The sequence below is a fragment of the Paenibacillus plantarum genome (assembly GCF_013141695.1).
GTDB classification, from domain to species: domain Bacteria; phylum Bacillota; class Bacilli; order Paenibacillales; family NBRC-103111; genus Paenibacillus_E; species Paenibacillus_E plantarum.
Map to the genome: position 1 here is coordinate 589,502 of NZ_WHNY01000067.1, position 12,494 is coordinate 601,995.

Below are 12,494 nucleotides of genomic sequence, written 5' to 3' on the forward strand. Positions count from 1 at the left end.
TGAATAATGAAAGGAATCGCAATTAACATCATCGCCGTGATACTGGCCCTCTTATTTATGTTTCCATTGATTTGGATGCTAATTGTTTCTTTGAAACCGGACGGCGTAAATGTCTCCGGGCTAAGTGACTGGGTGAATCTCTCGGATTTGCATCTGCATAATTATACGAAGGTGATCAAAGATTCGCAGATTTTGCGATGGACGTGGAATAGCGCAGTTATCGGAGTGCTGACAACCCTTATTTCACTCATCTTCAGCTCCTTAGCGGCTTTCTCCTTTTCGAAGCTGCCTTTCAAGTCCAGAGGTTTGTTCTATCTGGTCATCGTTTCGGGCTTGTTGATTCCTACGGAAGCAATTCTAATCCCACTTTACGAGACGACGCTTCATCTGAAGCTGATCGATAACATGTGGGCGATTATTCTACCTGGGCTCACGAATCCAATCGGCATCCTGCTCTTGAAGCAGTTCATGGACGGCGTCCCGAAGGATTATATCGAGGCAGCACAAATCGATGGTTGTAGAAATTTCGGATTATGGTATCGTATTTGTCTCCCGCTTACTCGATCTGCCATGTTCTCTGTCGGGATTTTCTACTTTATTTTATCGTGGAACAATTTCTTGTGGCCGTATTTATCCATTACCTCGCAAGAGAACATGATCTTATCAGCAGGACTACCGACATTTTTGTCGAATAATACGATGTCCTTAAATCTGATCATGGCAGCAAGTGCCATTGCAGCAATTCCAACGATTCTGGTGTTTGCTGTCCTGCAGCGTCAAATTGTGCAAGGGGTGGCAATGTCAGGGATAAAAGGTTAATTTCGCAGCATGACGGCATGTCGATTCTCGTCCCGGAAAGGGTTGCTACAACGATGACCCAAGCATCAGATGTTGCGACGCAACAACGCCACAAACGAATTCCTTCATGGATGTATACATGGACGAGCAGCATTCGCTATAAGTGGATGCTGTTGCTGTTCCTTTTTTCGCTAACGCCCCTGCTTGCTTTGGGGTTTATTTCGTATTCGATATCGAAGTCAACGATTAACAATAAAGTAACGGAATACTCGGAACAACTTTTGAAGCAGACCGCAGAGAATATCGACACGAGATTAGGCATCTATAAAGATATGATGATGCAGGTCGTCAATAACAACGATATTGTCACCATGCTGCGCACATTGGATCGCACAGATCCTGATCAATATGATCTAGATAGTCTATCCTTGACTACGAAGCTATCGACGATTATTGCGATTAATCAGGATATACAATCGATTTCTTTCCTTTCACCGCAGCATTTTATCAAAGGTATTTATAGATGGAATGATCGGTCTTTGGATAAGGTATCCCCATTCCTGCAGACCTTGGAGGATGGGAGCAATTTTCGGTGGTTTTCCACGCGTTTGGGAACTTACGTGGACAGTCTAAACACGCAAAATGTTCACGTCTTCTCACTCGCCAAGCAAATATACAAAATGTCGGACGATAGTCCTGTTGGGATCATTGCTGTACTGGACATCCGCGAGGATGTGCTGAAAGAAATCGGTGCTCGAACGACCAAGAGTAATATGGATATAGCTAGTTTCGTTATTGATGGTTCAGGACACATCATCTCTTTCCCAGACAGTCGTGTATTGGGGAAAAGTGTGAAAGAAGTGCTAGGCGAAGACGGGTACACAGAAATGTTTCGTGGGGCGATGGACGAATCCGTGTTTCCACTGAAATATCAAGGTGAAAGATTGATTGTGAATTATAAAAAGCTGCATACAAACGACTGGATCGTCGTCAATGTCATTTCGGAGGCATCGCTGTACAAAGATTCGAATCGGTTGCTGCAAATTATTTTGGTGATCGCTTTCATTTGTATCTTATTTTCCATTTTGACGGCAATCTTGCTGGCAAATTCAATCTCCAAGCCGATTCTGAAAATGATTCGATTGATGCGTCAAGTCATGTCCGGTGATCTTACCGTCCGTTTCAAAGCCAAGCGTCGCAATGATGAATTCGATATTTTGGGCGAAAACTTTAACTACATGGTTACACGGATTGATGGTCTCTTGGAAACGGTGTATGAGGAACAAAACCATAAGCGAGTAGCGGAATTGAAGGCTTTGCAAGCGCAAATTAATCCGCATTTCCTGTATAATACACTGGATATTATTAAATGGACGGCGCTCCTGCAGAAAGCTAATCATGCGGCTGAAATGGTCAGTCTCCTTTCCCGATTGTTGCGGATTAGCTTAGGTAAAGGCGAAGAGACGGTAACCATCGAAGAAGAAATCGAGCATGTGCAGTGCTATCTGGGTATTCAAAAGTTCCGATTCAACTTTAATATCGAGACGTTCGTTCATCTGGACGAAGAAGTGCGTACGTATCGTACACCGAAGCTGATCCTACAACCCATTGTAGAGAATGCCATTCTTCATGCTTTTACAGATAGAGAAACAGGTGAAATCCATATTCGGTGTGGCCTCCTTCCGGAAGGTGGAGTACGCTTCGAGGTCGTGGATAATGGGCGTGGCATGGATGCTAGCCTTGTTCAAAGCCTTAATCGACATGTGGCTCCCTCCGTTGATAAAGTAAGCGGGATTGGCTTAGCGAATGTGGATGAACGAATTAAACTCATTTGTGGGAAGCCTTATGGTTTAGACATTCAAAGTGAACCTGGAGCGGGTACACATATTCGTATCCGACTTCCAGAAATGAAGTAGGTGAAGAGCATGTTTCGTGTTGTGATTGTGGAAGATGAATATATCGTGAGGTTCGGAATTCGCTCAATGATTGAATGGGAGAAGCTTGGCTTATCGGTGAGCGGTGAAGCAGCGAATGGGCAAGAAGCCTTGGCGTTGATCCGCGAGAACCCACCTGATATTCTCATCACAGATATCAAAATGCCCGTTATGGATGGCATCACGTTAATTACGGAAGTACGTAAAAGTTTTCCTCATATGAAAATAGTTATTCTTAGCAATTTGGAAGATTTCCAATATGCGAAGGAAGCGATTCGCAATGGGGTTTCCGAATATATGATCAAATCAGATATGATGCCTCGTGACCTGGAGGAAACGCTGCTGCGAGTCAAGGAGTCGATTCTAGCAGCGTCTCCAACAAGTGATCAGAAGCCTGTGGTGAGTGACCTTGAGCCTCTCATCAGAGAAAAACGGATGCTAGAGCTACTTGAAGAAATGGACCCCGCTCGGAGCCAACACATCGTAGAAAGTTTAAGACTCTCCGACGTTCAGCTACCCTTATATGTGCTTCATATCGTGAAGAATGAGTGGGCGCAGAGTGTTGAGGAAGGGCAAGCTTTGATACGGAAGGCGATTGCTGAAGAGAATACGACCTCCTCCTCAGAGTGTGCTTTTGAAGCTTTTCCAGATCGGCAAGGGGAAATGAACGTACTTCTTTTTGCAAGGGAAATGAAGGCTGCTGGTTTGTCTGAGATGAAGACATGGGTACAATCCATCGTTCTCTATCTCAAGGATCATTGTGCCATGTCGTGTACAGTAGGCGTTAGTATGTGTACGTCCAATTGGTCAGGACTGCATCAAGCCTACGAGCAAGCGAAAGCCGCAGCAAAATATAAAATGTTCATTGGCCCTGAACGAGCGATTCTGTATGGTGTTGATTATGTGCCTCTGCCAAGTCAGTTGGCGGATAATATTAAAGTGAGCACAACGCATATTCATTCGATGGTGTATGCTTTTCAAACGAAAGAGCTGCAAGCTTACTTGGAAGATATTTTCGAACAGCTAACAGCGCTTAAAGACTATGATCTCGTGGAAATTATTTCACTGGAGCTGCTAATTCTACTCACGACGCTATGGTCAGAGGTGGCAAGTGATCAGCAAAGCATCCTTCAATTAAAGAAACAGTACTATGAGCAATTATCCAAATTAGAGACGATTCAGATGAGTAAAGCTTGGTTCCTGCAAGCATTTGAGGAACTCGTTCGGCATATGATCGGCGTGTATAACAGTGATCGCAACGGCATTATTAAAGCAGCGCAGTATATCGGGCAGTACTACCAACAAGAGATTTCGCTGCAATCGATCAGCAGTTTAGTGCACTTAAGTAAAAACTATTTTGCCAACTTGTTCAAAAAGGAAATGGGAGAAAGCTTTCTGGAGTATTTGACGCGGATTCGCATCGAGAAAGCCATGACTTTATTGACAAGTGATCTCAAGACAGCGGATATTGGCCATTTGGTAGGCATTCCAGACCCGAAATATTTCTCGAAAGTATTTAAGAAAATAACAGGTCTATCCCCATCGGAATATCGTGTTCGAGCCAAAGAAGAAAAATCATAAATGTCTTCATAAACTTGATTGCAAACGCTTACCGAGGAGTTGTGCATTGTCAGGCGTGTGGGGAAAGGGGGGATCGGATTGTTAGATAAAAGAAAGATCAAACGCAGTGTTGGAATCGGATGTATCTGCACGCTCAGTATCGTACTTACGGGATGCTCCCTTCTGTCCAATCACCAGAAGCAGGGAGCTGAGAACAAGAAAACCGTAGCGAGCACAGCAGCGCCTATGGAAATTTCGTTCTGGAATCCATTTGGCGGTGGTGAAGGAGAGTTCGTAGAACGTATTGTTCAAAATTTCAATAATTCGCAGAAGGACGTCTACGTAAAGCAGCTTCGCTTGGAATCGAACGAATATTATGTGAAGCTAAGCACAGCTCTTTCTTCGGGCAAAGGTCCGGATGTAGCTGTTGCGCATGTTGACCGAATGTCACCATTCGTAAAGGCGAAGCAAATTATGCCATTGGACGATTTGGCGAGTGAGGTTGGATTTGATTTCAGGGACTTAGAGGAGAGCAATGTTCGAAGTGTGAGCTTCATGAATAGGCCGTATGCGCTGCCATTAGACACGCATTTTCACATGTTATATTACAATAAGGCTATTTTGAAAAAAGCGGGCTTGTTGAATGACGATGAAACGCCTAAGCTGGCGCTCTCAACGCCGGAGGCATTCATTCAGATGTTGCAACAGATTCAAGCTAAAGTACCAGACGTCGAGCCATTCGCTGTCAATACACCGTATTTCCAAGAACCATTCCTCAATATGTATTACCAAGCAGGCGGGGAACTATTGGATGAGAGCAAAACGAAAGTCAATATCCATAATGAAAAATCACTTCGTGTGTTGAAATTTTATCAACAGATCTATGCAAGCAAGCTCTCTGATGTGAACGATAAGGCTCCATGGGACACCTTTCATAATGGCAAAGCGGCGCTATGGATGGGTGGTGTCTGGGAGGCAGGCTATCATTTAAATGAATCATCCCTTCCCGCAGGGATCATGCCGCTTCCAGCTCTATTCGGCAGTTCGATGCAATGGGGGAGCTCGCATACACTTGTCATTCCTACTTATGTATCGAAGGATAAACAACGTGCGGCCATGGCATTCATGTCTTATTTCTCCAAGGTAGGTTCCATGTTATGGGGCCAAGCCGGACATGTCCCCGCCAATCGAGCTGTTCTTCAAAGCCAGGCGTATAAGCAATTGCCTTATCGGAAGCTTTTTATCGAAGCACAGCATGGCGTCAAATTTGCGCCACAAACGGATAAATATGCAACGATGTTTACCACATTGTCAGAGGAGCTTCAAAGTATCGTGATGGGTGGCATGGATCCGGAGGAAGGGCTCGTGCAACTAGAGAAAAAAATGAATAGCGTGTTGGCCAATTAGGCTGTATAAATGTCCCCTTTCCGAACTTTCCGGGAGGGGATATTTGTATCGTATGGAAGAATTTTAATTCGCAAAGATACCTATGATAAAATGAACCTATTAACCCAAAGGAGCTGAAATAAGTGAACATTATTTTCCATGGACAAAGCTGTGTCGAAATTCGCTTGAAGCAACACACCTTGATTATTGACCCATTCCTTACCGGTAATCCGCAAGCAACGGTCAAAGCGGAAGACATCAAGGCCGATTATATCCTTGTTACACATGGACATGGGGATCATGTTGGGGACACGCTATCCATCGCAGAGCGTAATGAAGCAACTGTGATTGCTCCTAACGATTTGGCCAGATATTTGGGATTCGAAGGGGCAAAAACACACGGGATGGGAATCGGCGGGGCTTATGAGTTTCCTTTTGGTAAAGTCAAATTGACCCTAGCCTTACACGATTCTTCCTATAATCCGCCAGGCACCAAAGAAAACATCTATACAGGCATAGCGAGTGGATTCTTGCTAAAGGTAGAAGGGAAAACCATTTATCATGCAGGGGACACGGGGTTATTTAAAGATATGAAGCTGATTGGCAAAATGAACGAAATTGATCTGGCCTTTCTGCCAATCGGGGATAATTACACCATGGGACCGGAAGATGCCGTGATCGCAGCGGGATATTTGAAGGCCAAAACTGTTGTCCCGATGCACTATAATACGTTCCCAGTGATTGAACAAGATCCGAACGCCTTTGTTGCAAACCTGGAAGAAGAAGGTATCAAAGGAATCGTGATGTCACCGGGGCAACAAATAACACTGTAGTCGAGTGGATGGAATCTTCATGAGGAGGGTTCACTTTCGGTGCTTTTGTTCGATTGTCGCTCTTTCCAGAATAGGACGGTGAGCATGCGCTCCACCCATTCCTTATCTTCAGGCGTTAGGATAAAACCATCGAACATGAGCTCATTTTCACGAAGAAAACGCCGCAGATTAACCGGATTGCTTTCAAACTGTTGGTTCGCCTGGGAGGACTCGAGATAACCAGCAATATCCATCAGCTCCGAGTAAGACGTGTTAAGCCCCTCAGATAATTTCATCAAGACGTCGGGAGAAGGGATTCCGCGGTTGCCATTCTCAAGTTGAGAGATGTACGCCGCGGACACACCTGAACGATCAGCTAGCTCGCGGATGGTGAAGCCTTTCATTTTGCGCATATCTCGTAATTTATCGTAAAAGTACATACCTGCTCATCCTCACTCGTAAAGTAAACATTAGTAAACGTTTTAATACTACCAGTTTACTATAGTAATTACAATGATGAGTTTCGTTCCTACTAATACATGTATGCTCATAAATTTGATTACTAATGTAAACTTTAATTGTTGCATTAGTGAATAATTGCGGTATACTTCTAATAGGACGAAGTGAGGATGGGGGACTGACATTCAACGCCGATGCATATTCAAATTAAAGCCAAAACAGATGCATTCATTAAGGCAAGGGTCATGAAAGGTTACTCGCAACGAGAGCTGGCACGGCACTCTGGCCTGAGCCACGCGTACATAAGTTTACTGGAACGGTCGATTAAATCTGTGGGTCCATCAACCGCTAAGCGATTAAGCGAAGTGCTAGAGATGGAGTTAGAGGAGCTTTTTCAGATCAACATCGCTTGAAAAACAGAAAACCGATGCCCCCCCTTAATTGGGAGCATCGGTTTTCTATTTTGTCGCAAAGGATGACTCCTCATCGCCTAGTTGCTTTGGGATTGATAAAAAGGCTGTTATTTTATTGCAAGAAGGCAGCCGACCCATGTAGATTGGCTACCTTCTTTATATCGTTGATAAATTAATCATGCGCCATGTAATCGCTAAAACGGAAGAAGGTAACTGGGTCCGCCGAATCTAAACCAGGGAAAAACTCCTCAACAGTAGTTTCAAGTAACGTATTGCCATGTCCGGCAACGGAGCTAATTTCAAGTTTCCCTAAAGAAGCGCGGCTATCATCCGTTTTAAAATCACCCTTAGCCGTAATACGAAGATACATACGATTGCTTGCCAAAAGCTGCGTTTCCAAATGCAAGGAGGTATTGGGATTGACAATGACTTTGCCGAAATCAACAAGTAATATTTTTTGTGATTGATATTGGAAAGGGGTAGAAGTAAACCCAGTATTAAGCACATCATAATAGTATACCTTTACATGCGCTTCTCTGGTTTTTTCGTTGGAGTTGGTTAAGGTAATGACCAATCGATCATTTTCCAATCCGTTTGGATTCTGATCTGGAACATGAAAAGTACTGCTCGTCAAAAACACTTTTTTATGTGACATTTCACTCACTCCTTTCTCACACCTTTATTTTCGGTCATGATTCTCTCGGCTACAGCTGTCTAAATACTGTGTCTACATCCGCAACGGAAGAATTGTTATCAAATGATGCAATGATCGTATCTTTTTGGTCACTGGCAACGAGAAGGATTTGGTTATTATGGTAAGAGAGACGGTAGAGGGAACCCTTCAATCGAAATAGGCCGCCGTTCGACGTTAAAACTATGTGCGAATTTATGTCTTTATACGTGCTAACTGCGTTGAAAATCGGCTCTATGATTGTTGCAATATTTTGAGCGTGATCCGCAACCGCTGCCTTTAAACCTTTAAAAATACTGAGCATATCTTCCTGAGTTTTGATAGTTTTTAGCATTCTATTACTCCTCTCTAAAAGATTTAAACAAGCATTTTCCTTTCTTTTTATACTATGTTGTAATCTATTGCCCGCTTGGACCTTTATCTCATTTTCCACAACGATCAGCGATAGATTAGTACGTAACATTGAGAGGCGATTTGACAGCCTCAAGCGGGAAAAGATAGCCCAACAATATGCATTAAGATTAAACCCTCCCAATTCTAGCAACGCTAGAGATAACTTACACTTGGGAGGGTTTTTATGATGACATTGAAGGAGTTTGCTTTTTTATTTACAGAAAAGTGAGATCGTGCAGGTTTGTCCAATCAAAATATGATAGCAGTCATATAATAGTAAATAGAGATAGTAGAAATTAAATAGCAGACTACTGTAAACGAGGAGAAACAACTTAAAATTTTATTTGGAAATAAGAACACCTATAAAGGAGGTGCACGATTAATGGGAAAATATAAAAGAGTCGAGAATGCTATTGAGTCCGTAGATATCGAAAAAATAAAAGAAATAGAAATAAAATACTAACGGGGATAAATCTGAGTTATCTTTGGATAAAGACGAAGACATGGATGAAAGAGAGACGGAAATCGTGGCATTTCTGGCAAGCATCTATTGGAAAAAAGTTAAGGAAGTAGAAATAAAACTGTACAACGGAAATAAGATTGAAATCGAATTTCATGATGATGGGCACCATCATTGTCACCATGGGAGATGCTGCCCGACAGGTGGAACTGGAGCAACAGGAGCAACAGGACCTGCCGGATACATATCAGCCAATCTCATTTATATAGCAAATTTTAATAGTGAGATCGTATTTATGTAACAAATCAAGATGATGGTAATGTTTCTGTTATTGATGGAATAACCAATACGGTAATTGCTACCGTTCCTGTGGGCGCTCGTCCATTCGCGGCAGGAGTAAATCCGTAGGAGTTACAACACGTATAACGATAGAAGGACCTTGTAATCCTTAATCATGATCTTACAATAGGCGGTGATTCATATGAAGGAAGTTCGATCGATAGAAGATGTAATGCTACAGATATCCAACATGAACAAAGAGAATTCTATATGCCAATTTGTTCTTCCCGGGAAAGGGCGATTCATAATTGTACTGCAAGAACAAGACGATAGTTCCACTCATGCAGTTATTCAAAATCCATATTTAGAACAAAATGTGATTGACAGTACGGGATTAGAAAAACAAATAGGCGCCATGTCGGCGTCTGAACTAATGAGAAATCCTTTTCTCTAAAAGATTGAAATTCAATTCTAACTCTCTAACTTGTGGGTGGAAAGTTAGAATAATAAATGACAATGGGTATCTTATCCATATCGCTTGAAAATCAGAAAAAACCGATGTCTCCTAACCTTGGGAGCATCGGTTTTGTTGTGTATTGAAAAGCGGTGATATAAATGCTTTATGTCTAAGAGATCAGTCTGCCTTTATGAAGAGCCTTCAAATTCTTATTGGAGTTAGAAATGATAGGGAGCATTTTCAAACTGCTAATCATCGGAGAAAGGCATTGGTGGCAAGTTGGTACGTATTCAAAGGAGAAATTGTCCCGAATCCACCCCTTACAATCTTCATTATTACATGCCCAGACTTTCGTGTCTTCCTGAATGAGATCCTCAATCGATTTTCTTCGAAAATACATTATCTACACTCCTCCTTCTAATAAAAAAACTGCCCTTAACTACTGTTAAGGACAGTTCATTGTGATTTACAGTTTTACAACATTTTCAGCTTGAGGACCGCGGTTGCCTTGAGCGACATTAAATTCTACGCGTTGTCCTTCGTCTAAGGATTTAAATCCATCTCCTTGGATTGCGGAGAAATGAACGAATACGTCATTTCCGCCTTCCATTTCAATAAATCCAAAACCTTTCTCTGCGTTAAACCATTTCACTGTTCCTGTTTCCATAAACTAATTACCTCCAAATTGTTATTAACATGTTTTTTTAAACAAAAAAAATCACACATTGAAAAAGGTACCATTACACAAATGATCACTTTTTCAATATGTGAGTTTATGTCAAATCCGTTTATTCAACAATCATAGCACACAAAAGTATGATAAGCAAACTTATATTGGTTCTCCCTATCCTATATGACATATGTCATACCATCTATATGATGTTTATGACTGCAACGAATTGAAAGCGATATCTATAATGAAGATAGGAAACTACAACTGATATTCCCTAACATGTCCTGCGCACCATATCGAGGAGGAACTATACGATGACACAATCCATACTAACAAACTTAAAAAAGCAGGTTGCCCCTTATGAAATATCAAATACGAGGGCTAGTATCAAACAGCTAATTAATACCTTAGGGCCTTTATTCTTTCTATGGTTTGCTGCGTACCTAAGCCTATCTCTATCCTATTGGATCACGCTGCCGATTACGATCATCGCATCCGGTTTCGTGATACGAACTTTTATCATTTTCCATGATTGTTGCCATCAATCGTTCTTCAAAAGCCGTAAAGCTAACGAAATTATTGGTACGATTACAGGTATCCTTACACTCTTTCCCTATCAGCAGTGGAAGAATAGTCATTCTATCCATCATGCAACGAGCAGCAACCTCGAGAAACGTGGAGTAGGTGATATGTGGGTGCTTACCGTCGACGAATATGCGGCGTCTTCCGTATGGGTTCGTATCGCTTATCGCTTATATCGGAATCCATTTATTATGTTCGGACTAGGTCCCATCTTTTTGTTCTTGTTTACGAACCGCTTTAATACGAAAGGTGCAAGACGCAAGGAAAGAATTAGTACATATATGACAAATGTCTCTATCCTTGCTTTATATGGAGGACTGATCTGGCTAATTGGATGGCAGTCGTTTGTTCTGATCCAAGCTCCAATCATGTTCGTAGCTGGCTTAATGGGAATCTGGCTGTTTTATGTGCAACATCAGTTCGAAGACTCCTACTTCGAGAAGGAAGATGAGTGGAGTTATGTGAAAGCCGCGGTAGAAGGAAGTTCTTATTATAAGCTGCCGAAGCTTCTGCAATGGATCACTGGCAACATTGGGTTTCATCATGTCCATCATTTGAGTCCGAAAGTGCCAAATTATAATTTGGAAAAAGCGCATAATGCAACGCCGCCACTTCAAAAAGCAACAACCATTACAATCGGCACCAGTTTGAAGTCGCTAAATTTCCGTCTATGGGATGAGCATAACAAAACATTTGTCGGTTATAAAAATTATAAACAGGTGCACCTTAAGGAAAATGAGCATGATCTTTTGGCTAACAAAATAAAAGTAAAAGTCCGTAAATCGAGCTTACAAGGGTAATAAACACAGCGTTTCATATTTGTGCGAAAATATTAAATCTATGTTGAAGTAAAAGAGGCTAAACGGACTTTGCAAAAGTGGTATCAAATTTTTCACAAAAACACCGATCTTAGTCCGTTCCATCATACCACCAGAAAGGGAGGTGCGGAAATGATTCGAATTGTGATTGCTGAGGACCAACGGATGCTGTTGGGTGCACTTGCATCCTTACTTGATTTGGAAGAGGATATGCAGGTCGTTGGGAAAGCAAGCAATGGCGAGGATGCTATCAAACTGGTTAAACGGCATAAGCCAGATATTTGTGTCATGGATATCGAGATGCCAATAATGAACGGTTTAGATGCAGCGGAGGAACTCAAGGGATTGGGTTGCAAAGTCATTATATTGACCACGTTTGCCCGTTACGGGTATTTTGAAAGGGCGGTGAAAGCAGGTGCCAACGGTTATTTGTTGAAGGATAGCCCAAGCGAGGAATTGGCTACCTCGATTCGGAGTGTGATGGCAGGCAGGAGAATCTATGCCTCAGAGCTGGTAGATGAGACTTATAAGGAAGAAAATCCTTTGACCGAGAGGGAAAAGGAGGTACTGAACCTGATCGCTGACGGTAAAAATACCAAGGAAATCGCTAATCAGATGTATATAACAAGCGGTACTGTTCGCAACTACATTTCTATTATTCTCGATAAGCTCAATGTCAGTAACCGAATTGAGGCTCTTATGCGTTTCAAAGAGAAGGGATGGTTCAAATGACAGGCCTCAAAATGGTAAAAGAGATACCCATAGAATGGACACTTTGA

The 12,494-nt window shown here is 42.2% G+C and carries 16 protein-coding genes; 11 read left to right on the forward strand and 5 right to left on the reverse strand.

Translation table 11 applies throughout. The annotated features are described in order from the left end of the window. The first annotated feature begins 6 nt into the window (after nt 1-6). The 5 genes from GC096_RS25595 (at nt 7) to GC096_RS25615 (ending at nt 6,511) form a co-directional block, all read left to right on the forward strand. Nucleotides 7-819: a carbohydrate ABC transporter permease gene (locus GC096_RS25595; RefSeq protein ID WP_171634113.1), complete on the forward strand. Its 813-nt coding sequence runs from the start codon at nt 7-9 to the stop codon at nt 817-819. 53 nt (nt 820-872) lie between these two features. After that, entirely contained in the window at nt 873-2,714 is a 1,842-nt protein-coding gene (locus tag GC096_RS25600) for a sensor histidine kinase (protein WP_171634114.1), read from the forward strand. A gap of 9 nt (nt 2,715-2,723) precedes the next feature. Further along, nucleotides 2,724-4,313: a response regulator gene (locus tag GC096_RS25605; RefSeq protein ID WP_171634116.1), complete on the forward strand. Its 1,590-nt coding sequence runs from the start codon at nt 2,724-2,726 to the stop codon at nt 4,311-4,313. A gap of 78 nt (nt 4,314-4,391) precedes the next feature. Then, entirely contained in the window at nt 4,392-5,699 is a 1,308-nt protein-coding gene (locus GC096_RS25610; RefSeq protein WP_246302937.1) for an ABC transporter substrate-binding protein, read from the forward strand. Between the two features lie 122 nt (nt 5,700-5,821). Beyond that, complete coding sequence (locus GC096_RS25615; protein ID WP_171634117.1) at nt 5,822-6,511, forward strand: metal-dependent hydrolase; 690 nt, start codon at nt 5,822-5,824, stop codon at nt 6,509-6,511. Between the two features lie 17 nt (nt 6,512-6,528). Here the strand turns inward: GC096_RS25615 and GC096_RS25620 are convergent, their stop codons facing one another. Next, nucleotides 6,529-6,930 (reverse strand): helix-turn-helix transcriptional regulator, encoded by a 402-nt coding sequence (locus GC096_RS25620; RefSeq protein WP_171634119.1) that lies wholly within the window; start codon nt 6,928-6,930, stop codon nt 6,529-6,531. Between the two features lie 264 nt (nt 6,931-7,194). Between GC096_RS25620 and GC096_RS25625 the strand changes: the two genes are divergently transcribed. Further along, nucleotides 7,195-7,362, forward strand: coding sequence for a helix-turn-helix domain-containing protein (locus GC096_RS25625; RefSeq protein WP_246302971.1), 168 nt, complete (start codon nt 7,195-7,197; stop codon nt 7,360-7,362). Between the two features lie 172 nt (nt 7,363-7,534). Here the strand turns inward: GC096_RS25625 and GC096_RS25630 are convergent, their stop codons facing one another. Together GC096_RS25630 and GC096_RS25635 are read right to left on the reverse strand one after the other, a co-directional pair. Beyond that, nucleotides 7,535-8,017, reverse strand: coding sequence for a hypothetical protein (locus GC096_RS25630; RefSeq protein ID WP_171634120.1), 483 nt, complete (start codon nt 8,015-8,017; stop codon nt 7,535-7,537). 49 nt (nt 8,018-8,066) lie between these two features. Beyond that, nucleotides 8,067-8,387, reverse strand: a complete 321-nt coding sequence (locus GC096_RS25635; RefSeq protein WP_171634122.1) for a hypothetical protein — start codon at nt 8,385-8,387, stop codon at nt 8,067-8,069. 562 nt (nt 8,388-8,949) lie between these two features. On the opposite strand from GC096_RS25635, the gene GC096_RS25640 reads away from it, so the two are divergent. The 3 genes from GC096_RS25640 to GC096_RS25650 all read left to right on the forward strand — a co-directional run bounded on the left by GC096_RS25640 (nt 8,950) and on the right by GC096_RS25650 (nt 9,639). Continuing rightward, nucleotides 8,950-9,207 (forward strand): hypothetical protein, encoded by a 258-nt coding sequence (locus GC096_RS25640; RefSeq protein ID WP_171634123.1) that lies wholly within the window; start codon nt 8,950-8,952, stop codon nt 9,205-9,207. 38 nt (nt 9,208-9,245) lie between these two features. Next, nucleotides 9,246-9,314, forward strand: a complete 69-nt coding sequence (locus GC096_RS38865) for a hypothetical protein (protein WP_312886346.1) — start codon at nt 9,246-9,248, stop codon at nt 9,312-9,314. Nucleotides 9,315-9,387: 73 nt separating this feature from the next. Then, nucleotides 9,388-9,639 carry a hypothetical protein gene (locus GC096_RS25650; protein ID WP_171634125.1) on the forward strand — a complete coding sequence of 84 codons (252 nt, stop codon included), beginning with the start codon at nt 9,388-9,390 and terminating at the stop codon, nt 9,637-9,639. Between the two features lie 172 nt (nt 9,640-9,811). On the opposite strand, the gene GC096_RS25655 is transcribed toward GC096_RS25650, so the two are convergent. Further along, nucleotides 9,812-10,042, reverse strand: a complete 231-nt coding sequence (locus tag GC096_RS25655) for a cold-shock protein (RefSeq protein ID WP_171634126.1) — start codon at nt 10,040-10,042, stop codon at nt 9,812-9,814. Nucleotides 10,043-10,108: 66 nt separating this feature from the next. Beyond that, entirely contained in the window at nt 10,109-10,309 is a 201-nt protein-coding gene (locus GC096_RS25660; protein ID WP_056625586.1) for a cold-shock protein, read from the reverse strand. A 320-nt stretch (nt 10,310-10,629) separates the two neighbouring features. Between GC096_RS25660 and desA the strand changes: the two genes are divergently transcribed. After that, complete coding sequence (gene desA / locus GC096_RS25665; protein ID WP_171634127.1) at nt 10,630-11,697, forward strand: Delta(5) desaturase DesA; 1,068 nt, start codon at nt 10,630-10,632, stop codon at nt 11,695-11,697. A 150-nt stretch (nt 11,698-11,847) separates the two neighbouring features. After that, entirely contained in the window at nt 11,848-12,447 is a 600-nt protein-coding gene (locus GC096_RS25670) for a response regulator transcription factor (protein ID WP_171634129.1), read from the forward strand. Nucleotides 12,448-12,494 lie beyond the last annotated feature (47 nt).